Here is a 23,559-nt window from a genome sequence, read left to right as displayed (position 1 = left end):
TTTCCCGGCATGAGAGCAGACGGGCCCGCGATCGTCGTGAGCGACATTCGCAAGTCCTACGGCGACTTGCGTGCCGTCGACGGTGTGTCGTTCACCGTCGCGGAAGGAGAGTTCTTCGGTCTTCTCGGCCCCAACGGGGCAGGGAAGAGCACCACCCTGGAGATCATCGAGGGGCTGCGGAAGCCGGACTCCGGTTCCGTGCGCATCCTCGGTGAGAGCCCTTGGCCGCGGAATCCCGCGCTACTGCCCAAGATGGGCGTGCAGCTGCAGGCGTCGTCGTTCTTCGAGCGGCTCACGTCCAAGGAGCAGCTGCAGACCTTCGGATCGCTCTACGGCGTCAGCCGGGCTGCCGCCGTCGACATGCTGGAACTGGTCGGCCTGACCGACAAGGCCGACGTCCAGGAGAACAACCTCTCGGGCGGGCAGCGGCAACGCCTCTCCATCGCGTGCGCGCTGGCGCACGACCCCGAGATCGTGTTCCTGGACGAACCGACCGCGGCGCTCGACCCCCAGGCGCGCCGCAACCTCTGGGACGTGCTGCGGGCCATCCAGGCGCGCGGCAAGACGATCGTCTACACCACCCACCACCTCGACGAGGCCGAGATCCTCTGCGACCGGGTGGCGGTCGTCGACAAAGGACGGGTCATGGCGATGGGCGCGCCGGCGTGGCTGGTGCGCAAGCTCGACGCGCAGACCCAGGTCATCGTCGAGCACGGCACGGTCACCGTCGAGATCGCCAGGAACCTCCCCGGTGCCGACAAGGTCATCGACGACGGCGTCTCGGTCATCATCGCGACCAACGACGCGGGCCTCACGATCAAGGCGTTGGGGGAGCTCGACGCGTTGAACAAGGCGCAGGTCCGGACGGCCACCCTCGAGGACGTCTTCCTGCACCTGACCGGCCGCGCGTACCGCGAGTGACCCACCAACCCCCTGGCGTCGCAACGGTGCTCGTGCCCCGGACGTCGTCAGCACTTCGAGCGGAGACGGCGACATGAACGCCTTTACCAGCCTGTCCGTGGCCATGTTCAAGGCCTCGATCCGGGACAAGGCAGCACTCTTCTTCACCTTCATGTTCCCCTTGATGTTCCTCGTCGTGTTCGCCCTGCTCTCCGGTGTGAAGCTGGCCAGCAACGTCGAGATCGCGGTGGTCGGCGACAGCCGCGTGGTCGCCGCGCTGCAGAACTCCGAGGGCGTCAACATCCAGCGGATCAAGGAGTCGAGCAGCGCGATCGACATGCTGCGCGACGGCAAGGTGGCGGCGATCGTCGTGTCGCAGGGCGACACGATCGACGTCCGCTACGCCAACGGCGACCGCGCCGAGACCGGGCCCGCGCTGGCCAAGATCTCCGACGCGATCGCGAGCGCGAACCTCGGCGCGGGCACCACCCCGCCGAAGTACGCGGTGCGGCAGAAACCCATCGAGGAGACGGCTTTCGAGCCGATCCAGTACCTCACCCCCGGTATCCTCTCCTGGGGTGTCTCCACCGCCGCGGTGTTCAGCTCCGCGCTCACCCTGGTGGCGTGGCGCCGCAAGCAGGTCCTGCGGCGCATCCAGCTCGCCCCCATCGGCCGCGGCTCGGTGCTCTCGTCCAGGCTGCTGCTCTCGGTCGTGATCGCGCTGCTGCAGGCGGTCCTGTTCGTGGCGGTGGCGACCCTCCCGGTGTTCGGTCTCAAGCTGTCCAACCAGTGGTGGCTCGCGATCCCGCTGCTCATACTCGGGACGCTGGCGTTCTTCTCGGTCGGCATGCTGCTGGGCGCCATCTGCAAGACCGAGGACTCGGTGACCGGCGCGGCGAACCTCGTCGTGCTCCCGATGGCCCTGCTGGCGGGCAGCTTCTTCCCGATCGACAAGGCCCCGGACTGGGTCAAGCTCATCACCAACGCGCTTCCCCTGCGGCACATGAACGAGGGCATGCTCGACGTCCTGGTGCGCGGCAAGGGTTTTGACGCGCTCGTCCTGCCCGGCTCGGTGCTCATCGGCTTCACCCTGGTGGTCAGCGCCATCGCCGCGGTGTCGTTCCGCTGGGAAGACAAGTGATCGCCGGTGCGGGCGTTCGGTGACGGGATTCGGATGCCGAGGCGCGTCGTCGTCGGCATGACCGGTGCCACCGGTGCCGCGATCGGCATCCGGATCCTGGAGACCTTGAGCGCGGTCGGTGTGGAGACGCACCTCGTGCTCAGCAAGTGGGCGCGGGCCACGATCGAGATGGAGACCGACTACACGGTCCGCCAGGTGCAGTCGTTGGCGGACCACGTGTACGGCTCGCACGACCAGGCCGCGGCCATCTCCAGCGGCTCGTTCCGCACCGACGGGATGGTCGTGGCCCCGTGCAGCATGAAGACCCTGGCCGCGATCAGGGTCGGGTACGGCGAGGGCCTGATCGCGCGGGCCGCCGACGTGACCCTCAAGGAGCACCGCAAGCTGGTGCTCGTGCCGAGGGAGACCCCGCTCAGCGAGATCCACCTCGAGAACATGTTGGTGCTGGCCAGGATGGGCGTCGTCATGTTGCCCCCGATGCCGGCCTTCTACAACCACCCCAGGGGTGTGCCCGACATCGTCGACCACGTGACCAGTCGCGTGCTCGACCAGTTCGGCGTGGACAACGACCTCACGACACGGTGGGACGGCGGGAAGGCAGCACGCCAGCACCGGAAGGAGAACGGCGATGAAGCACTTCACTGATCTGCGCGGCTACCTCGACGCGTTGGCGGACATCGGGGACCTGGTGACGATCGACCGGGAGGTCGACGGCGACATGGAGCCCGCCGCGATCACGAGGCGGAGCTACGAGATCCGCTCCCCGGCACCGCTGTTCACCAACATCCGGGGCGCCCGCGAGGGTTTCCGGATACTCGGCGCCCCCGCGGCCATGTCGTCGCGCAAGGACATGCCCTACGCCAGGATCGCGCTGTCGCTGGGCCTGCAGCCCGACAGCACGGGGCAGCAGATCGTCGACGCGCTGGCCGACGCCCAGACCCGCGAGCCGATCCCGCCGGTGATCGTCGAGAGCGGACCGTGCCAGGAGAACGTCCTGCTCGGCGACGACGCCACCCTCGACTCGTTCCCGATCCCGATCGTGCACGAGAAGGACGGCGGCCGGTACGCGAACACCTGGGGCGCCCTGATCGTGCAGACCCCGGACGGCGAGTGGACGAACTGGTCCATCGCGCGGGTGATGAAGATCGACGGCAAGCGGATGGCGGGACTGGTCGCCGACGGCCAGCACATCGGGCACGTCTGGAACCAGTGGGTGGAGATCGGCAAGCCGATGCCCTACGCGCTGGTGCAGGGCGCCGAGCCGGGGATCCCGTACGTGTCGGGCTTCCCGCTGCCCGACGGCGCGTTCGACGCGGGCTTCCTCGGCGCTCTGGTGGGCGAGCCCATCGAGCTCGTCAAGGCGCAGACCGTGGACCTGCTCGTGCCCGCCACGGCCGAGGTCGTGATCGAGGGGCACGTGTCCCTGGAGCGCGACGCGCTGGAGGGCCCGTTCGGCGAGGCCGCCGGCTACCACCCGATGGACGTCACCAAGCAGCCGACCTTCCACGTCGAGGCCATCACGCACCGCGACGACCCCATCTGGCCGCTGGTGGCCGAGGGCCGCCCGCCGGACGAGTACCACACCGTCACCTGCGTCGGCGCCGCCAGCCAGTGCCTGGCCCGGCTGCGCGAGGTCCAGCTGCCGGTCAGCACAGTGTGGTCGCCGATGGACTCCGCGGGCATGTGGCTCGTGGTGACCGTGCCGCCGGACTGGCGCGACATGATGGACCCCGACACGACCAGCGACACGCTCGCGCAGTACATCGGGCAGACGCTGTTCTGGAACAAGGCGGGCCTGTACTTCCCGCAGATCTTCCTGCTCGACGACGACATCGACCCCACCGACCTCGCCGAGGTCACCTGGGCGATCGCCACCCGCGTCCACCCCGTCTCCAAGCGGGTGCAGATGGACAGCGTGGTGCTGCCGCTCTTCGTCAGCCACACCGACATCGAGTACAAGCGCGGCTGGGGCCCCAGGGTCGTCTTCGACGGCCTGCTGCCCCCGATCGGGGAGCGGATGGCGCACACGTCGTTCGCGGCCTCCTACCCGGTCGAGCTGCAGAAGCAGGTGGTCGACAACTGGGTCTGAGAGCTCCTCTGCCGAACGGGAAGGGCGGGTCCGGGGTGGTCACCCCGGACCCGCCCTTCCCGTCGTCCTGGGGCCTGTCGAAAAGTGAATGGCCAGGTGTACAAGCGTGCAGAGTTGCACCGGAGCCCCCGTGGCGCGTTGCGGCACGGGGGCTCCGACGACAGGGTTGGGAGTGATGCGACTCACTCAGAACTCCGGCAGCTCCAGGGGGGCGATCTCGCTGAAGACGTCACCGGGACCGGGGTTGCCGCGATGAGTGCGGCCCCCGAGGTGGTGCAGGACGCCCCACACCGCGTTGAGCGCCGTCGTGACGGCGCCCTCGGCGAACCCGCCGCACCAGGAGATGTCGTCGCCCGCCAGGAAGAGCCCGCGCTGCGCGTCGGTCAGGTCGTCCTGCATGAAGTGCGTGTACAGCTTGCGCTGGTAGCGGTAGTGCCCCGGCAGGTTCGACTTGAACGCGCCCATGAAGTGCGGCTCGGTCTCCCAGGTGATGGTCACCGGGTCGCCGATGATGTGCGTGCGGATGTCCACGCCGGGGTAGATCTCGGCCAGCGAGCCGAGCACGACCTCCAGCCGCTCCTGGAGGGTGAGCGTCGCGAGCTTCAGCGAGTCGTCGTTCCACGTGTAGGACAGGCACATCACGCCCGGCTTGTCCGGCCCGTCGTCGAACAGGTAGACGCCGCGCGGCATCCGGTCGGTGAGCGTCATGCTCATGACGTGCCTGCCGGTGCGCGGGTCGACGTCCAGCCAGAACGGCCTGTCGGTCACCACGAACAGCTTCGACGAACCCATGTAGTGCGTGCGCTCCACCGCGGTCCACAGCGGTTGCGGCAGCAGGGCCTCGTCGCACTTCACCTTCGACAGCAGCGCCCAGCTCTGCGCGGTGAACACCGCGGCCGGGTAGGTGCGGATGCCGTGGTCGACGTCCTCGACGGTGATGCCGTGCCCGGTGCGGCGCATCCACTTCACCGCGTTCCTCGGCACGCCGCCGGTGTGCAGCGACGCCAGCGTCGTGCCCTCCGGCCAGTGGTCGAGGAACTCCGGCTCGTGCGTCCACAGCCTGGTCGGCAGCTGCTGGCTGCCGCCGATGATGCGCTGCTGGTCGACGTCCGCGCCGTTGTAGACGACCCGGAGGATCTCCAGCATGGAGTTGGGGAAGTCGGTGTCCCAGCCGCCGGTGCCGAAGCCCACCTGGCCGAAGATCTCGCGGTGCTGGAACGAGGCGAACGCGGGCGAGGCGGTGAGGAAGCCGTAGAACGACACGTCGTCCAGCCGCGGCACGAGCCGGTTCCAGATCGCCTTGATGGTCGCGACGTCGCGGCTGCGGACCGCGTCCTCCATCGCGGAGACCTCCGCGGTCTCCTGCAGCGCCTTGTCCCACGCGTCGGCGACCTGCTGGTAGATCATCGGCAGGTCGGTCATCGTGTGCGCGAAGTGGCTGACCCCCTTGAGGTCCACCACCGTGCTCGGGGTGTCGGTGGACAGCGGGTTGGGGAACGGCGTGGTCTTCAGCCCCACCTTGTCGATGTAGTGGAACAACGTCGTCGCGGCGACCGGGAAGCGCATGGCGCCCATCTCCGCGACCGACTCCGGGTGCTCCCGGAACGGCACCGACCGCATCCGCCCGCCGAGCTGCTCGGCCTCGTACACCACCGGCCGCAGCCCGAGCTTCATCAGCTCGTAGGCCGCGACCAGCCCGGCTATGCCGCCGCCGACGACGGCGACCTCGGTGCCGTGCGCCGAGGCGGGCACGGCACCGAGGCCCGCGGGGTGGGTGAGCCAGTCGTCGTAGGCGAACGGGAAGTCGGGGCCGAACATCGTGACCGGGGCCCGCAGGCCCCGGAGGTCGTCGATCGGGCTGTGCTGGTCCATGTGCGCTACCCCCGTGTGGCGGTGGAGGCCTGTGATCAGGCGGTGTCGGTGGAAGGGGGTCCGAAGAGCTCGGGTCGTCGGTCGGCCAGGTAGTCGTTGACCTGCTTGGCCTTCGTGATCCGGGTGGCGTCGAGGTCGGCCAGCACGAGCTGCTCGCCGTGGACGTCGTCGTGCAGGGCGTGGCCCGAGGGGCCGACGACGCGGGTGAGTCCGCAGTACTCCAGCTCGCGTTCGGCGCCCGCCCAGTTGACGTAGGCGATGTAGAGCTGGCTCTCCAGCGCGCGGGTGTGCACGAGGGTCCTGGCGACGATGTCCCACGGCTTCATCAACGCGGTCGGCACCACCAGCAGCTGCGTGCCCGCCAGGGCGTGCGCGCGCACCGTCTCCGGGAACTCGACGTCGTAGCAGATGACCATCCCGACGGTGAAGCCGCCGAGCTCGGCCTGGACGACACCCACGTCGCCGGGCTCGAAGATGGCCCGGTCGATGTCGCCGAACAGGTGCGTCTTGCGGTAGGTGGCCAGCGCCCGCCCGGTGCCGTCGACCATGCGGACGGTGTTGTAGACCTTTCCGCCGGACGACTCCGGCCAGCCGAAGACGATGGCGACACCGGTTTCCTCGGCTATTTCCGAGGCCTCCTCGCACATCGGGCCGTCATCGGGCTCGGCCAGTTCGCGGAGGCGGCGCGGGCCGAGGTGGTAACCGGTGAGGGAGATCTCGGGCGTGACCAGCAACTGGGCGCCGGCCTCGGCCGCGCCGCGGGCCGCGGCTCTGAGCCGCGTGCGGGGCGGCTCACCACCGGCGACCGTCTGCCAGCAAGCGATCCTCATGCGCGTCGGTCCTTACTCCGCCGATCGTCGTGGGGCGGCGGCTCGTGAAGGCGCTCGGTAATGTCCGTAGTGATAACGTCATTATGAAACGGCATTATGATTCAATTCCGAGAAACTTCGAGTACGCCGACGCTATGTAGTGCGCTTGTTCTGCGGCAACCCCTGTCGTGCCCCAGTACGCCCCTAGGGGGCTTGATACCCCTTATTAGGCCTGGTAGCAATGACCCGGCGGGTAAGTAGCCAGCGTTGCTGTTTCGCCTGGCTAAACAACCGGCCCTGGTCCAAACGCTAGCGAAGGGGTGTTCAATCGGGCAATGATTACTGCCCTTGTCTCAACAGGGGAGTTACCGACCGTAATCAATTCATGAAAACCTTACGGGTTTCTGACCGGCTTGACCTGTGGTTTTGCCGGCCGGAGCGGGGCATTCGCCCCATGTAGGACGGGGTGCAACCTACGAAAGTAGGGTTTTATCACTCCCGTGTTTCATGCAATTCTCACGATCCTTCACGAGACTTGTCCGCAGTTGTGCCGGGAACTTCGTAACACCCACGTTGCAAGTGCGACGGGTTACCGATCAGTTCTCGCCGACGTTATCGACAAGGTTCTTATTGTCCTGATACTGTCGTTGTGTGTTACCAGGACAGCCTGGTGGGACAACCCGACTTGAGTTGGCCACTGTTTGTTCACCGCGGGCTCGTGTGCGGGACAGGTGACCACACCGGGAAAGGAACGCGGTCTTAGATGTTGGTCGAACGGACTAGAGAACTGGCCACCCTCCAGCACGTGCTGGAGGACTGCCTCCGAGGTCGGTCCGGCGTGGCCATGATCACCGGTGCCAGAGCCACCGGGAAGACCGCGCTGCTGCACGCCTTCGGCGAGGAAGTCCAGCGTTCGGGAGCGCTGTTGCTCAACGCCTCCTGCACCGCGGGAGAGCGCTCTCTGCCGCTGGGCGTCCTCAGCCAGCTCCAGCGCAACATCCCCCTCGAGCTCTGCTCGGGGGATCGCGCCGCCTACCTGGCGGGGCTGCTGGAGGAAGCCGCGAGTCCTATCAGGACCGGCGAGAGCGATGCGGACGGCGCGGAGGTCAAGCGCGGACACGTGCTGCACCAGCTCGGTGCGGCGCTGCTGAACATCGCCGAACAGCGCCCGATCGTCGTCGTGGTCGACGACGCGCAGTACATGGACGACCTGTCGAAGGAGACCCTCCGGCACGTGCTGGGCAGGCTGCGGTCGGCGAGCGTCGCCGTGGTGTTCACCGAGTGCGTCGGCTCCCGCGAGCCGCGCTCGTTGTTCCACACGGAGTTCCTGCGCCACCCGCACTGCCACAGCATCCGCCTGACGCTGCTGTCGCCCGCGGGCGTCGGCGAGATGGTCGCCTCCGAGCTGGACGCCCGCATCGCCGACGCGTTCGGCGCGCAGTACTACGAGGTCACCGGCGGCAACCCGCTGCTGGTGCGCGCGCTGCTGGAGGACCAGCAGCGGGTGCGGCTCGGCCACGGCGACGCCCCGGTCGCGGAACCCGTTGTGGGGGAGGGGTTCGCCGAGGCGGTCATGAGCTGCCTGCACCGCGGCGACCCGGCCGTCCGCGAGGCCGCGTACGCGCTCGCCGTGCTGGACGCGCAGTCCGACCGGCCGAAGCTGTTCGGCCGCATGACCGACCGCTGCGCCAAGACGGCCGCCAAGGACATCGAGAGCCTCGTGGTCATGGGCCTGCTGCGCGGCGACAGCTACCGCCACCCGGCGATCCGCGAGGCCGTCATGGACGACGCGCTGGCCAACGCCGACCTGCCCGACCTGCACCTGAAGGCCGCGTGGCTGCTGGCCCAGGACGGCGCCGAGCCGCGCACGGTCGCGAGCCACCTGGTCGCCGCGGGCACCGACTGCCCGGAGTGGGCGCAGCCGCTGCTCCGCGAGGCCGCCGAGGCCGCGCTCCTGGACGACGAGGTCGAGGAGGCCGTCGAGTACCTCGAGCTGGCCGTCCGCGACCAGGCCGACGAGGAGACGCCCATCGAGCTGGTGATGATGCTGGTGCGCCTCAAGCTCCGGCTCAGCCCGGCCTCGGCGTTGCAGCACGTCCCCGCGTTGGGCGAGGCGATGCGCGAGGGCAAGCTCCTCGGCCGCGGCCTGCTCTGGTTCGTCCGCTTCCTCGTCGTGCACGGCCGCGTCGACGACGTGACCGAGGGCCTGTCGCGGCTCGTCGAGCGGATGGACGAGCTGGACGAGCACAGCAAGGCCGAGATCACGATCACCAGGATGTGGGCGCTCGGCTCGTACCCGGAGATCGTCAGCGGACTGCCCGCCGAGGTGTCCGACGCCGACCGGGTGTCGGTCGACCTGGACATGCGGGTGCAGGCCGCCACCGCGTTGACGAAGGTCATCGGCGGCCACTTCGACGACGGCGTCGTGATGACCGCCGAACGCGTGCTGCAGAGCGCGAACCTCGCGGAGGAGCCGACCGAGGAGGTCAGCGCCGCCCTGCGCACGCTGCTGTACCTGGAGAAGCTCGACAGCGCCAAGTCCTGGTGCGACACCCTGATGACCGACCGCCACGAGTCGTCCAGCCCTCCCGGCTGGCGCGGCGAGCTGGCGATGATCCGCGCGGAGGTCGCGCTGCGGATGGGTGACCTGGGTGCCGCCCGCCAGTACGCGAGGTTCGCCATGGACAAGGTCGACCCGCGCACGTGGGGCGCCAGCGTCGGGATGGCGCTCGGCACGCTGCTGCAGGCGACGACCGCGATGGGCAAGTTCGACGAGGCCGCCGAGGCGCTGGCGCAGCGCGTGCCGCAGCACATCTACCGCGGTCGCTACGGTCTGCACTACCTGTTCGCCAAGGGCCACCACCACCTCTCGACCCGGCAGCTGCCCGCGGCGCTGGGCGACTTCCTGTCCTGCGGCGAGCTGATGGTCAAGTGGCACCTGGACTCGCCCGGCCTGCTGCCGTGGCGCACCGGTGCCGCCGAGGTCTACCTGCGGCTGGGCAACCAGGCGAAGGCCCGCGAGCTCGTCGACCAGCAGCTGGCGCTGCCGGTGATGGGACCGTCGTTGTCGCGCGGGATGGCCATGCGGGTCAAGGCCGCGACGCTCGACCTGCGGCAGCGCTCCCAGCTGCTGCACGGTGCGCTGGACGAGGTGCAGGCGGCGGGCGGGCAGCTGGAGGTGGCCCGCGTGCTGGCCGACCTGAGCCACACGCACCACCAGCTCGGCGAACCCGACCGGGCCAGGATGATGGTGAGGAGGGCTTGGCGAGTGGCCAAGGACTGCCAGGCGGAACCGTTGTGCGCGCAGCTGATCCCGGACCAGAACCGGTCCGCGGGATCGTCCGGTGAGGGTGCCGCCGAGGTCGGCGCGGCGACGTTGTCGGACGCCGAGCGCCGGGTGGCCGGGCTGGCCGCGCTGGGGCACACGAACCGCGAGATCGCGAACAAGCTGTACGTCACGATCAGCACGGTGGAGCAGCACCTGACGAAGGCCTACCGCAAGCTGAACGTCACGCAGCGCAAGGACCTGCCCGCGGACCTGTGGAGCGACGCCGCCTCCATCGCCTGATCCCTGGATCCGCGCGGCGCACGCCGCGCGCGTCCAGGGGCCGGGCGGTGGGAGCGGCGCTCCCCGGTAGTTGCCAGTCCCCCTCGGCGAGGGGGACTTCTTCGTGTCCGGGGGCTTTTCCATGTCGATCGCGAATGGACCGGTGCCCCTGGGGCATTTCCCATCGGGATAACGGAAGCGGCGCGGAATTCATCTTCCCGTAAAGGCGGACACGTTCTACGATCAGCGCGATCCGGAATGGACTTCCGGGCAGTCGCCGTTGTGCGCCAGGGCATCCCCGCACAGCCGAACGCCCTGTCCGCGGTGCCACGCGGACAGGGCGTTCGGGGTCTCGGAGACCTCGGGGGTCAGCCGGTCTGACGGCGGTACCCGCCGACGCCCTCGTCGTCGGCGCCGTGCCAGAGATCGGGGTTGTACGGGGCGTCCGGGATCATCACGACCTCCGCCAGCTGGGCGTCGCGGCGGGGGCGCGAGGCGTTGCCGCGCAGCTCGGTGATGTCGATGTCCAGGCGTTCCACGTCGTTGAGGAGCCTGCGCACGTCGGGAACGTCGCCGAAGTGGAACCGCAGCGAGGCTACCTTCCTGCGGAGCACGCTCACGAGCCGCTGCACCTCGGTGATCTCACTGTTCGGCACGCCTACCTCCTGATGTGCGCAACTGCTTGCACGACACGGGCTTCCGGTCCGGTGCGTCCTGGCGAATGGCCACCGTATGCGGGTGTGATCTGGACTACAACCCCTAGAAGGCCCCAGTTCCGGGGCGCCCCCTGGTGGTCCACCGGTTCCCCGTGAACGGATCGCGGGCTGTCCGGAATTCGGGACCGAACCGGGAACGGGCGGTCGCGTTCCACTGTAGACCGACGGCTTTCGCACATGGCAACCCCGGTTGTGCACGCAAGGGGCCTTAGGGGGCCGCTAGGGGTTTCTGCGCCTCTGCGCGGAGGAAACGATGAGCCGACGGTCGCACATTCTGCCTGCGGATAGTGGAGCGCAATGTTGAACGAGTCCGAGCACAACACGTCCGCCACGTCCACCAGCAGCGACGGGGCGGAGCAGCCTTCGTCGTGGCAGCTTCTCGTGCAGGCGCCCGAGGCGGAGCAGGAACAGCTGCTGGTGGAACTGGTCGGACGGGCTGCTGCCGCGGTCTTGCGCCGTGCCGCGGGCGAGGTGGTGGCGGCCGACCGGCCGTTCCTCGAGCTGGGCTTCGACTCCATCGCCGCGGTGGACCTGCACGCGAAGCTGACCGAGGCGACCGGTCTGCACCTGCCGATCACGCTCGTGTTCGACTACCCCACACCGGCTGCCGTCGCCCGGTACCTGCGCGCGGAGGCGCTGGGGCTGTCCGCCGCCCCGATCCTGCCGCCCAGCGCCAACACCGCCTCGGACGAGCCGATCGCGATCGTCTCGATGGCCTGCCGGTTCCCCGGCGGCCTCAGCTCGCCCGAGGACCTGTGGCGCTTCGTCGCCGACGGCGGCGACGCGATCAGCGGACTGCCCACCAACCGAGGCTGGGACCTGGACGGGCTCTACGACCCCGATCCCGAGCACCAGGGCACGACCTACACCCGCGAAGGCGGGTTCCTGCACGACGCCGACCTGTTCGACCCCACGTTCTTCGGGATCTCGCCGCGGGAAGCGGTCGCGATGGACCCGCAGCAGCGGCTGCTGCTGGAGACCTCGTGGGAGGTGCTGGAGCGCGCGGGCATCGACCCCGGAACCCTGCGCGGCAGCGCGACCGCCGTCTACGTCGGCGCCGAGCAGCAGGAGTACGGGCCGCGGCTGGCCGAGGCGCAGGGCCACGAGGGCTCGCTGCTGACCGGCAACACCGCCAGCGTCGCGTCCGGCCGCATCGCCTACACGCTCGGCCTGGAAGGCCCGGCGCTCACCGTCGACACCGCGTGCTCCGCGTCGCTGGTCGCCCTGCACCTGGCCGTGCAGACGCTGCGCCGCGGCGAGTCCTCGCTCGCGTTCGCGGGCGGCGCGGCCGTGATGGCCAGCCCCGGCTCGCTGGTCGCGTTCAGCCGCCAGCGCGGTCTCGCACCCGACGGCCGCTGCAAGGCGTTCTCCTCCTCCGCCGACGGCACCGGCTGGTCCGAGGGCGTCGGCATGGTGCTGCTGGAGAGGCTGTCCGACGCCCAGCGCAACGGCCACCCGGTGCTCGCGCTCATCCGCGGCTCCGCGATCAACCAGGACGGCGCCTCCAACGGCCTGACCGCGCCGAACGGCCCCGCGCAGCAGCGGGTCATCCACCAGGCGCTGGTCGACGCCGAGCTCACCACCTCCGACGTCGACGTGGTCGAGGCGCACGGCACCGGCACGGTGCTCGGCGACCCGATCGAGGCGCAGGCCATCCTGGCGACCTACGGCCAGGAGCGCGAGGCGCCGCTGCTGCTCGGCTCGCTCAAGTCCAACCTCGGCCACACCCAGGCGGCCGCTGGTGTCGCGGGCGTCATCAAGATGGTCATGGCCCTGCGCAACGAGATGCTGCCGCGGACCCTGCACGTCGAGCGCCCGTCGCCGCACGTCGACTGGTCCGCCGGGTCGGTGCGGCTGCTCACCGAGGCGACGCCGTGGCCCGCGGGCGACCGGACCCGCCGAGCGGGCGTGTCCGCCTTCGGCATCAGCGGCACCAACGCGCACACCATCATCGAGGAGTACCGGGGCGAGACCGTCGAGGTCCCCGCCCCGACCCGCACGCCCGGCGTGCTGCCGTGGGTGCTGTCCGCCAAGTCCCCCGAGGCGCTGGCCGACCAGGCCCGGCACCTGCTGGCGCACCTCGACGAGCGGCCGGAGCTGTCCGAAGTGGACATCGGCTTCTCGCTCGCCACCTCCCGCGTCGCGTTCGACCACCGGGCCGCCGTCGTCGGCTCCACCCCCGAGGACCTCCGCGAGGCGCTCACCGCGCTCGCCGGCGGGACCTCGTCCCCCGCCGTGCTCAGCGGCACCGCCGTGCCCGGCAAGGTCGCGTTCCTGTTCACCGGCCAGGGCAGCCAGCGGCTGGCCATGGGACGCGAGCTGCACCGGGAGCTCCCGGTGTTCGCGGCCGCGTTCGACGACGCCTGCCGCCACCTCGACGTGCACCTGGACCTGCCGCTGCGCGACGTCGTGTTCGGCGACGACGCGGACCTGCTGGACCGCACCGAGTACACCCAGCCCGCGCTGTTCGCGATCGAGGTCGCGCTGTTCCGCGCGCTGGAGTCGTGGGGCGTGCGCCAGGACTACCTGGCGGGCCACTCCGTCGGCGAGATCGCCGCCGCGCACGTCGCGGGCGTGCTGTCGCTGGACGACGCGTGCGCGCTGGTCGCGGCGCGTGGCCGGATGATGCGGGCGCTGCCGGGCGGTGGCGCGATGGTCGCGTTGCAGGCCTCCGAGGACGAGGTCCGGCCGCTGCTCGACGACACCGTGTCGCTCGCCGCGGTCAACGGGCCGACGTCGGTCGTCGTCGCCGGTGACGAGGCCGCGGTGGACCGGGTCGTCGCGCACTTCGCCGATCGGAAGTCCAAGCGGCTGGCGGTGTCGCACGCGTTCCACTCGCCGCACATGGACGCGATGCTGGAGGAGTTCAGCTGGATCACCGAGGTCCTGAAGTACTCGCCGCCGCGCACCCCGATCGTCTCCACCGTCACCGGCGCGGTCGTGTCGGCCGAGGAGCTGTGCTCGCCACGGTACTGGGTGCGGCACGTGCGCGAGGCCGTGCGGTTCGCCGACGCCGTCACCACGCTGGTGGGCCTGGGGGTGTCCACGTTCGTCGAGCTGGGCCCCGACGCCGTGCTCACCGCGATGGCCGCCGAGACCGCGCCCGGCGCCGAGCTGGTGCCGACGGTCCGCAAGGGTCGCCCCGAGACCGAGGGCCTGGTCCGCGCGGTCGGCAGGCTGCACGTGTCCGGTGTCCGGGTCGACTGGGGCAGGCTGTTCGACGGGACCGGTGCCCGCCGGGTCGACCTGCCGACGTACGCGTTCCAGCGCGAGGGCTTCTGGCTCAGCGCGGGTTCCGCGCCCGCCGCCGTCGACCGGCACGAGGCCGACTTCTGGGCCGCGGTCGACCGCGGCGACCTGGACTCGCTGGCCTCGGAGCTGTCGCTGGACGACTCCGGGGCTCTCGCCGATCTGCTGCCTACGCTGGCCAAGTGGCGTCGCGGCCGTGCGGACGCGTCCACTGTGGACGGCTGGCGCTACCGCGTGACGTGGAGCAGGCTGCCGGAGTCCGGTGGCCGGATCACCGGTCGGTGGCTCGTCGTCGCGGCCGAGAACTTCACCTGGCTGGCCGAGCGCGGGGTCGACGTCGTGCGGGTCGAGCCGTCCACCGACCGCGCCGCGCTCGCGGAAGCGCTCGCGGCGGCCGGACACGTCGACGGGGTGCTGTCGCTGTCCGCCGACGTGGTCGAGACCGTCGTGCTGGTGCAGGCACTGGGTGACGCCGGGGTCGCCGCACCGCTGTGGTGCGCGACCAGGGGCGCTGTGTCGACCGGTCGCGGTGACGAGGTCGACCCGGCGCTGACCCAGATCTGGGGCGTCGGCAAGGTCGTCGCCCTGGAGCACCCCGAGCGCTGGGGCGGCCTGGTCGACCTGCCCGCCGACGTGGACGACCGCGTGCTCGACCGGCTCGTGTCGGTGCTCGCGGGCACCGAGGACCAGGTCGCGATCCGCGGCACCCGCGTGTTCGGCCGCAGGCTGGCGCAGGCACCCGCGAAGAGCGGTTCGACCGAGTGGACTCCCCGCGGCACGGTTCTCGTGACCGGTGGCACGGGCGCGCTCGGCACGCAGGTGGCCCGTTGGTTGGCCGGTGCCGGTGCTGAACGCCTGGTGCTCACCTCGCGTCGGGGCTTGGACGCGCCTGGTGCGGAAGCGTTGCTGGAGCTGGGGATTCCTGTCGTCGTCGCCGCGTGCGACGTGGCCGACCGGGACGCGGTGGCCGAGCTGCTGGCGGAGTACCCGCCGGACGCCGTCGTGCACGCCGCGGGTGTCGACTCGCTGGTGTCGCTGGCCGAGCAGGACCTCGACGAGTTCCGGAGCGTCGTCGCGGCGAAGGTCGCGGGCGCGGCGAACCTGGACGAGCTGCTGGGCGACCGCGAGCTGGACGCGTTCGTGCTGTTCTCCTCCATCGCCAGCACGTGGGGCAGTGGCGGACAGGCCGCCTACGGCGCGGCCAACGCCTACCTGGACGGGCTGGCCGAGTCGCGCCGGGCACGCGGGCTGACCGCGCTGTCGGTGGCCTGGGGCGCCTGGGCGGGCGCGGGCATGGCGACCGTCGAGGACGTCGAGGAGCACCTGCGGCTGCGCGGTGTCCGGGCGATGGCGCCCGAGCTGGCGATGGCCGCGCTGCGCCAGGCGATCAAGCTCGACGAGGGCCTGGTCACCGTCGCGGACGTGGACTGGGCGCGGTTCGTGCCGATCTTCACCTCCGAGCGGCTCAGCCCGCTGCTGCGCGACCTGCCGCAGGCCCGTGACGCGCTCGCCGCCGCGCCCGGTGAGGCCGGCACCGGGCTGCTGGCGCGGCTGACCGGGCTGGCCGAACCGGAGCAGCGCCACCTCGTGCTGGACCTGGTGCGCACGCACGCCGCCACCGTCCTCGGGCACTCGTCCGATGACGCGATCGAGCCGAGCAAGGCGTTCAAGGAGCTGGGTTTCGACTCGCTGACGGCCGTGGAGTTCCGCGGCGTGGTCGCGGCCGAGACCGGGCTCGCGCTGCCCGCGACGCTGGTGTTCGACTACCCGACCCCGGTCGCGCTGGCCGAGCACCTGCGCTCCGAGCTCGTCGGCTCGCGGCCCGTCGCACTGGCCACGGCCGCGACCGCCGCGAGCGTGGACGAGCCGATCGCGATCGTGGCGATGGCCTGCCGCTTCCCCGGTGGGGTCGCGTCGCCGGAACAGCTGTGGGACCTGGTGTTCGAGGGCACCGACACGGTCGGCGGCTTCCCCACCGACCGCGGTTGGGACCTGGCGGACCTCTACGACGCCGACCCCGACGCGGCGGGCAAGTCCTACGCCCGTGAAGGCGCGTTCCTCTACGAGGCTGGGGAGTTCGACCCGGCGTTCTTCGGGATCTCGCCCCGCGAGGCGCTGGCGATGGACCCGCAGCAGCGGTTGCTGCTGGAGACCTCGTGGGAGGTGTTCGAACGCGCGGGCATCGACCCGGACTCCCTGCGGGGCGGTCCGGTCGGCGTGTTCGCGGGCAGCAACGGCCAGGACTACGGCACGCAGCTGCGGTCGCTGCCCGCCGAGCTGGAGGGCTACTTCGGCACCGGCAACGCGGCGAGCGTCGCGTCCGGCCGCATCTCCTACACGTTCGGCTTCGAGGGCCCCGCGGTCACGGTCGACACGGCGTGCTCGTCGTCGTTGGTGGCCCTGCACCTGGCGGTGCAGGCGCTGAGGTCGGGTGAGTGCTCGCTGGCGCTGGCCGGCGGTGTGACGATCATGTCGACCCCCGCCGCGTTCGTGGACTTCTCCCGTCAGCGCGGTCTCGCCCCCGACGGGCGCTGCAAGGCGTTCGCCGCGGGTGCCGACGGCACGGCGTGGGGCGAGGGTGTCGGCATGCTCCTGGTGGAGCGGCTGTCCGACGCCCAGCGCAACGGCCACCAGGTCCTCGCCGTGGTGCGGGGTTCCGCGATCAACCAGGACGGCGCGTCCAACGGTCTCACCGCTCCGAACGGGCCGTCGCAGCAACGCGTGATCCGCAAGGCGCTGGCCAACGCCGGACTGTCCTCTTCGGACGTCGACGTGGTCGAGGCGCACGGCACCGGAACGGCTCTGGGTGACCCGATCGAGGCCCAGGCGCTGCTCGCGACCTACGGCCAGGGCCGGGAGCACCCGCTGCTGCTCGGGTCGGTCAAGACCAACATCGGCCACACGCAGGCCGCGGCCGGTGTCGCCGCCGTGATCAAGATGGTCATGGCGATGCGGCACGGCGTGGTGCCCAGGACGCTGCACGTCGACGCGCCCTCGCCGCAGGTCGACTGGTCGGCGGGGGCGATCGACCTGGTCACCGAGCGGGTGTCCTGGCCGGAGACCGACCGGCCGCGTCGCGTCGGCGTGTCGTCGTTCGGCTTCAGCGGCACCAACGCGCACGCGATCCTGGAGCAGGCCCCGGTCGTCGAGGAGCCCGCGCGGCCGCGGACCACGCCGGTCGTGGTGCCGGTGGTGCTCTCGGCGAAGTCGCCGGAAGCCCTGCGGGCGCAGGCGACCGCGCTGCTGGAGGCCGACCTGGCGGACGCGGCCGACCTCGGGTACACGCTCACCACCGGCCGGGCACTGCTGGAGCACCGCGCGGTGCTCGCCGTGTCCGACCAGGAGGACCTGCACCGGGGTCTGGAGGCCTTGGCCTACGCCGAGTCCACGCCCGCGACGGTCGGTCGGCTCGCGTTCCTGTTCACCGGGCAGGGCTCGCAGCGGCTCGGCATGGGCCGCGACCTCTACGGGACGTTCCCGGTGTTCGCGGACTCGTTCGACGACGTCTGCGACGCGCTCGACGTGCCGCTGCGGGACGTGGTCTTCGGTGACGACCCCGACGTGCTCGACCGCACCGAGTTCACCCAACCCGCGCTGTTCGCGCTGGAAGTGGCGCTCTACCGGCTGGTCGAGTCCTGGGGTGTCCGGCCGGACTTCCTGGCGGGGCACTCGATCGGCGAGATCGCCGCGGCCCACGTCTCCGGCCTGCTGTCGTTGGCCGACGCCGCGAAGCTCGTCCGGGCGCGCGGCAGGCTGATGCAGGCACTGCCCTCCGGTGGCGCGATGGTGGCCTTGCAGGCCTCGGAGGACGAGGTTCTGCCCCTGCTGGACGACACGGTGTCCATCGCCGCGGTCAACGGGCCGAGCTCGGTCGTGGTCGCGGGCGACGAGGACTCCGTCGAGCTGGTCGTGGCGGAGTTCCCGGACCGCAAGTCCAAGCGGCTCACCGTGTCGCACGCGTTCCACTCGCCCCTCATGGAGCCGATGCTCGACGAGTTCCGCGCGGTGGTCGCGACGCTGGAGTTCGACGAGTCGCGCATCCCGATCGTGTCGACCGTGGGCACCGAGCTGCCGATGACCGACCCGGAGTACTGGGTGCGGCACGTGCGCGAGACCGTCCGGTTCGCCGACGCGGTGCGCACGCTGGAGACCCAGGGCGTGCGGACGTTCGTGGAGCTGGGCCCCGACGGCGTGCTGACCGCGATGGGCGCGGACAGCGTCGTGGACGCCGAGCTGATCTCGGCGCTGCGCCGGGACCGGGTGGAGACGCGGCAGCTGGTCGAGGCGATCGGTGCCGCGCACACCCGCGGTGTGCCGGTCGACTGGTCGGTGTTCTTCGCGGGGACGGGTGCGCGGCGGGTCGACCTGCCGACGTACGCGTTCCAGCGCGAGCGGTTCTGGCTGACCGGCGACGACGTGCCGGTGGTCGACGGCGACGAGGCCGAGTTCTGGGCCGCCGTCGAGAGCCAGGACCTGACCGCGCTGAGCTCCTCGCTGTCGCTGGCGGACTCGGAGGCCTTCGCCTCGGCCCTGCCGGTGCTGGCCAAGTGGCGCAGGGCCCGCCGCGGCTCGTCCACTGTGGACAACTGGCGCTACCGGGTCGAGTGGCAGCGGGTGTCGGAGTCCGGGACCCGCGCGACCGGCCGCTGGCTGCTGGTCGGCCCCGCCGCCACCGAGCTGGTCGACGGGCTGGCGGCCCGCGGCCTCGACCTGGTGCGGGTCGACGCGTCGACCGACCGGGTCGCGCTGGCCGCCGAGCTGGTCACCGTCGGCGCGCTGGACGGCGTGCTGTCGGTGTCCGACGACGTCGTCGAGACCGCCGTCCTGGTGCAGGCACTGGGTGACGCGGGGATCGACGCCCGCCTCTGGTGCGCCACCAGCGCCGCGGTGTCGACGGGACCCGACGACGCCGTCGTGGTGCCGGAGCGGACCGCGGTCTGGGGCTTCGGCCGCACGGCCGCGTTGGAGCACCCCGACCGGTGGGGCGGTCTCGTCGACCTGCCGCCGGAGCTGGACGACAAGGCGCTGGACCGGCTGGTGAAGGTGCTCGCCGGTGGCGAGGACCAGGTCGCGATCCGCGCGTCCCGCGTGGTCGGCCGTCGGCTCACCCAGGCCCCGGCCGGGGTCGGGACCGAGTGGTCGCCGCGCGGCACGGTGCTGGTCACCGGCGGTACCGGCGCGCTGGGCGGGCAGGTGTCGCGCTGGCTGGCCGGTGCCGGTGCCGAGCACCTGGTGCTGACCTCGCGCCGGGGCATGGACGCTCCCGGCGCGGTCGAGCTGGTGGCCGAGCTGACCGGGCTGGGCGCCCGCGTCTCCGTGGAGGCGTGCGACGTCGCCGACCGCGAGGCGCTCGCGGCGCTGCTGGAGGCCTACCCGCCGGACGCCGTCGTGCACACCGCGGGCATCGAGGCGCTGACGCCGCTCGCCGAGCACGACATGGCCGACTTCCGCCGGGTGCTCGCCGCCAAGGTCACCGGCGCGGCGAACCTGGACGAGCTGCTGGGCGACCGCGAGCTGGACGCGTTCGTGCTGTACTCCTCGATCGCCAGCACGTGGGGCAGCGGCGGCCAGACCTCCTACGCCGCCGCCAACGCCTACCTGGACGGTCTCGCCGAGTCCCGTCGCGCCCGCGGGCTGACCGCGCTGTCGGTGGCCTGGGGTGCCTGGGCCGGTGGCGGCATGGCCGCCGAGGACGAGGTCGAGGAACACCTGAGGCTGCGCGGTGTCCGGCTGATGGCGCCGGAGCTGGCCGTGTTCGCGCTGCGCCAGGCGGTTGGGCTCGACGAGGGCCTGGTCACCGTCGCCGACGTGGAGTGGGGGCGGTTCGCGCCGCTGTTCACCTCGGCGCGGCCGAGCCCGCTGCTGCGCGACCTCCCGCCGGTCCGCCAAGCCCTTGCGCAGACCCCGGCCGCCGGCGCCTCGGCGCTGGTGGCGAAGCTGACCCCGCTGGGCGAGGCCGAGCAGCGCCACGAGGTGCTGGAGCTGGTGCGCTCGCAGGTCGCCACCGTGCTCGGGCACGCGTCCGTGGACGCGGTGGAGCCGACGCGGGCGTTCAAGGAGCTGGGTTTCGACTCGCTGACCGCCGTGGAGCTGCGCGGCTCGATCGCGAAGGTCACCGGCCTGCGGCTGCCCGCGACGCTGATCTTCGACTACCCGACGCCGCTCGTGCTCGCCGAGCACCTGCGCGGCGAGCTGGTCGGCTCGCGCCCGGAGGCGTTGGCGGCGCACGACATCGCGCTGCGCGCCGACGAGCCGATCGCGATCGTCGCGATGGCCTGCCGCTTCCCCGGCGGCGTCGCGTCACCCGAACAGCTGTGGGACCTCGTCGCGGGCGGTGTCGACACCATCGGTGGCTTCCCGACCGACCGCGGCTGGGACCTGGAGAACCTCTACGACCCGGACCCCGACCACGAGGGCAAGTCCTACGTGCTCCAGGGCGCTTTCCTGGACGACGTCAGCAGGTTCGACCCGGCGTTCTTCGGGATCAGCCCCCGCGAGGCGTTGGCGATGGACCCGCAGCAACGACTGCTGCTGGAGACCTCGTGGGAGGCCTTCGAACGCGCGGGCATCGACCCGGACTCCCTGCGGGGCAGCCAGGTCGGCGTGTTCGCGGGCACCAACGGCCAGGACTACCTCGACCTGGTGCCGGGCATCCCGACCGGGCTCGAAGGCCACGTCGGGACGGGCAACGCGGCCAGCGTGTTCTCCGGCCGCATCTCCTACACGTTCGGGCTGGAAGGCCCGGCCGTCACCGTCGACACGGCGTGCTCGTCGTCGTTGGTGGCACTGCACCTCGCTGTGCAGGCGCTGAGGGCCGGTGAGTGTTCACTGGCGCTGGCTGGTGGTGTGACCGTCATGTCCACGCCGATCGCGTTCATCGACTTCTCCCGCCAGCGCGGTCTTGCCGCCGACGGACGCTGCAAGGCGTTCGCGGCGGGTGCGGATGGCACGGCGTGGGGCGAGGGTGTCGGCATGCTGCTCGTCGAGCGGTTGTCCGACGCGCAGCGCAACGGCCACGAGGTCCTTGCCGTGGTCCGCGGCAGCGCGATCAACCAGGACGGCGCGTCCAACGGTCTCACCGCCCCCAACGGTCCGTCGCAGCAACGCGTGATCCGCAAGGCGCTGGCCAACGCCGGTCTGTCCACTTCGGACGTCGACGTGGTCGAGGCGCACGGCACCGGCACCGCGCTGGGCGACCCGATCGAGGCCCAGGCCCTGCTGGCGACCTACGGCCAGGACCGCGAACGGCCGCTGCTGCTGGGATCCCTGAAGTCCAACATCGGGCACACGCAGGCCGCCGCCGGTGTCGCCGCGGTGATCAAGTCGGTCATGGCGATGCGGCACGGGATCGTGCCCAAGACGCTGCACGTGGACGAGCCGTCGCACGAGGTCGAGTGGGCGGCCGGGTCGGTCGACCTGGTCACCGAGGCCGTCGCGTGGCCGGAGACCGGGCGGGTGCGCCGGGTGGGTGTGTCGTCGTTCGGCTTCAGCGGCACCAACGCGCACGCCATCCTGGAGCAGGCCCCGGTCGTGGTGTCCGCGGGTGAGCGGGTCGCGCCGCCGGTCGTGCCGGTGGTGCTCTCGGGCAAGACCCCGGAGGCGTTGCGAGCGCAGGCCCTCGCGCTGCTGGAGACCGACGCCGACCTGCACGACCTGGGCTTCTCGCTGGCCACCGGCCGGTCGCGCCTGGCACACCGGGCCGTGCTCGCGGTCTCGGACCACGACGAGCTGCGCCGGGGCCTGGAAGCCCTGGCCACGGCCGAGTCGACCGAGGCGTCGGCCGGACGGCTGGCGTTCCTGTTCACCGGTCAGGGCTCGCAGCGCGCGGGCATGGGCCGTGGGCTGCACGCGGCGTTCCCGGTGTTCGCGAAGGCGTTCGACGAGGTCGCGGCCTTGGTGGATGTGCGGATCGACGACCAGGAGACGTTGGACCGCACGGAGTTCACCCAGCCTGCGTTGTTCGCGTTGGAGGTGGCGCTGTATCGACTTGTCGAGTCGTGGGGTGTGCGGCCGGACTTCCTGGCGGGGCACTCGATCGGCGAGATCGCCGCGGCCCACGTGGCCGGGGTGCTGTCGCTGGAAGACGCGGCGACGCTGGTCAACGCCCGTGCCCGCCTGATGCAGGCACTGCCCGCCGGTGGCGCGATGGTCGCGTTGCAGGCAGGTGAGGACGAAGTCCTCCCACTGCTCGACGACACCGTGTCGCTCGCCGCGGTCAACGGGCCGACGTCGGTCGTCGTCGCCGGTGACGAGGCCGCGGTGGACCGGGTCGTCGCGCACTTCGCCGATCGGAAGTCCAAGCGGCTCAGCGTCTCGCATGCGTTCCACTCGCCGCTGATGGAGCCGATGCTGGACGAGTTCCGAGCGGTGGTGTCGACGCTGGCGTTCCACGAGCCCAAGATCCCGCTGCTGGGCGAGGTCACGGACCCGGAGTACTGGGTGCGGCACGTCCGCGGCACGGTCCGCTTCGCCGACGCCGTCACGACCCTGGAAGCGCAGGGCGTGCGGACGTTCCTGGAGCTGGGCCCCGACGGTGTGCTCACCGCGATGGGCGCCGACAGTGCCACCGACGCGGTGCTGATCGCCGGCCTGCGCAAGGACCGGGACGAGGCCAAGAACCTGGTCACGGCGGTCGGTGCTGCGCACAGCCGCGGCGTGCCGGTGGACTGGGCGGCGTTCTTCGCCGGGTCCGGTGCCCAGCGGGTCGACCTGCCGACCTACCGGTTCCAGCGCGAGCGGTTCTGGCTGGAGAGCGACGGTGTCGCCGGTGACGTCACGTCGGCGGGCCTCGGCTCGGCCGACCACCCGCTGCTCGCCGCGGTGCTGCGCACCCCCGACGGCGGTGTGCTCGGCACGACCCGGCTGGCCGCGGCCACCCACCGCTGGCTGGCCGACCACGTCGTGGCGGGCGCGGTCGTCGTGCCCGGCACCGCGCTGGTCGAGCTGGCCATCCGCACCGGTGACGAGGTCGGCTCCGGGCACGTGGAGGAACTGCTCCTCCAGGCCCCGCTGATCCTGCCCGAGGGCGGTGCGGTCAACGTGCACATCGTGCTCGACCCCGCCGACACCTCCGGTCGGCGCGCCATCACGTTGTCGGCGCAGCCGGACGGCGGCGAGTGGACGACGCACGCGGTCGGTGTGCTCGCGGAAGTGCTGCAGGCACCCGACTTCGACCTCACGACCTGGCCGCCCGCGGGCGCCGAGGTCGACCTCGGCTCGGTGTACGAGGACCTGGC

Annotated in this window: 9 protein-coding genes (1 of these 9 only partly in view); 6 read left to right on the top strand and 3 right to left on the bottom strand. The window is 71.3% G+C overall.

What is annotated here, in order from left to right; genetic code table 11:
• Positions 1 to 9: 9 nt before the first annotated feature.
• From CLV43_RS43905 to CLV43_RS43890, 4 genes are all read left to right on the top strand, one after another.
• On the top strand, positions 10 to 921 hold the full coding sequence (locus tag CLV43_RS43905; RefSeq protein ID WP_106196457.1) for an ABC transporter ATP-binding protein: 912 nt from the start codon (positions 10 to 12) through the stop codon (positions 919 to 921).
• A gap of 73 nt (positions 922 to 994) precedes the next feature.
• On the top strand, positions 995 to 2,041 hold the full coding sequence (locus CLV43_RS43900; protein WP_106196455.1) for an ABC transporter permease: 1,047 nt from the start codon (positions 995 to 997) through the stop codon (positions 2,039 to 2,041).
• A gap of 33 nt (positions 2,042 to 2,074) precedes the next feature.
• Positions 2,075 to 2,686, top strand: coding sequence for a UbiX family flavin prenyltransferase (locus tag CLV43_RS43895; RefSeq protein ID WP_106196571.1), 612 nt, complete (start codon positions 2,075 to 2,077; stop codon positions 2,684 to 2,686).
• Positions 2,670 to 4,130, top strand: a complete 1,461-nt coding sequence (locus tag CLV43_RS43890; RefSeq protein ID WP_106196453.1) for a UbiD family decarboxylase — start codon at positions 2,670 to 2,672, stop codon at positions 4,128 to 4,130. Before CLV43_RS43895 ends, CLV43_RS43890 begins: the two co-directional genes overlap by 17 nt.
• Positions 4,131 to 4,316: 186 nt before the next feature.
• On the opposite strand, the gene CLV43_RS43885 is transcribed toward CLV43_RS43890, so the two are convergent.
• Entirely contained in the window at positions 4,317 to 6,002 is a 1,686-nt protein-coding gene (locus CLV43_RS43885; RefSeq protein WP_211304851.1) for a flavin monoamine oxidase family protein, read from the bottom strand.
• Positions 6,003 to 6,037: 35 nt separating this feature from the next.
• On the bottom strand, positions 6,038 to 6,832 hold the full coding sequence (locus tag CLV43_RS43880; RefSeq protein ID WP_106196451.1) for a carbon-nitrogen hydrolase family protein: 795 nt from the start codon (positions 6,830 to 6,832) through the stop codon (positions 6,038 to 6,040).
• Between the two features lie 742 nt (positions 6,833 to 7,574).
• Here CLV43_RS43880 and CLV43_RS43875 point away from each other — a divergent pair.
• Complete coding sequence (locus CLV43_RS43875) at positions 7,575 to 10,379, top strand: helix-turn-helix transcriptional regulator (protein WP_106196449.1); 2,805 nt, start codon at positions 7,575 to 7,577, stop codon at positions 10,377 to 10,379.
• A 347-nt stretch (positions 10,380 to 10,726) separates the two neighbouring features.
• Here the strand turns inward: CLV43_RS43875 and CLV43_RS43870 are convergent, their stop codons facing one another.
• A complete protein-coding gene (locus tag CLV43_RS43870; RefSeq protein WP_106196447.1) occupies positions 10,727 to 11,014 on the bottom strand; it encodes a hypothetical protein in 288 nt (95 codons plus the stop codon).
• 357 nt (positions 11,015 to 11,371) lie between these two features.
• On the opposite strand from CLV43_RS43870, the gene CLV43_RS43865 reads away from it, so the two are divergent.
• Positions 11,372 to 23,559, top strand: the beginning of a protein-coding gene (locus tag CLV43_RS43865; RefSeq protein ID WP_106196445.1) for a type I polyketide synthase. 15,568 nt of this gene lie beyond the right edge of the window; the window shows 12,188 of its 27,756 coding nt (coding positions 1-12,188); it begins with the start codon at positions 11,372 to 11,374; the stop codon falls past the right edge of the window.

This window comes from Umezawaea tangerina, from assembly GCF_003002815.1.
In the GTDB taxonomy this organism is placed as follows: domain Bacteria; phylum Actinomycetota; class Actinomycetes; order Mycobacteriales; family Pseudonocardiaceae; genus Umezawaea; species Umezawaea tangerina.
This window is presented reverse-complemented; position numbering and strand designations above follow the sequence as displayed.

What these genes read in the sequence shown, in the direction of transcription:
- CLV43_RS43905 (WP_106196457.1), top strand. Translation starts at nt 10, where the DNA reads ATGAGAGCAGACGGGCCCGCGATCGTCGTGAGCGACATTCGCAAGTCC.
- CLV43_RS43900 (WP_106196455.1), top strand. Translation starts at nt 995, where the DNA reads ATGAACGCCTTTACCAGCCTGTCCGTGGCCATGTTCAAGGCCTCGATC.
- CLV43_RS43895 (WP_106196571.1), top strand. Translation starts at nt 2,075, where the DNA reads ATGCCGAGGCGCGTCGTCGTCGGCATGACCGGTGCCACCGGTGCCGCG.
- CLV43_RS43890 (WP_106196453.1), top strand. Translation starts at nt 2,670, where the DNA reads ATGAAGCACTTCACTGATCTGCGCGGCTACCTCGACGCGTTGGCGGAC.
- CLV43_RS43885 (WP_211304851.1), bottom strand. Translation starts at nt 6,002, where the DNA reads ATGGACCAGCACAGCCCGATCGACGACCTCCGGGGCCTGCGGGCCCCG.
- CLV43_RS43880 (WP_106196451.1), bottom strand. Translation starts at nt 6,832, where the DNA reads ATGAGGATCGCTTGCTGGCAGACGGTCGCCGGTGGTGAGCCGCCCCGC.
- CLV43_RS43875 (WP_106196449.1), top strand. Translation starts at nt 7,575, where the DNA reads ATGTTGGTCGAACGGACTAGAGAACTGGCCACCCTCCAGCACGTGCTG.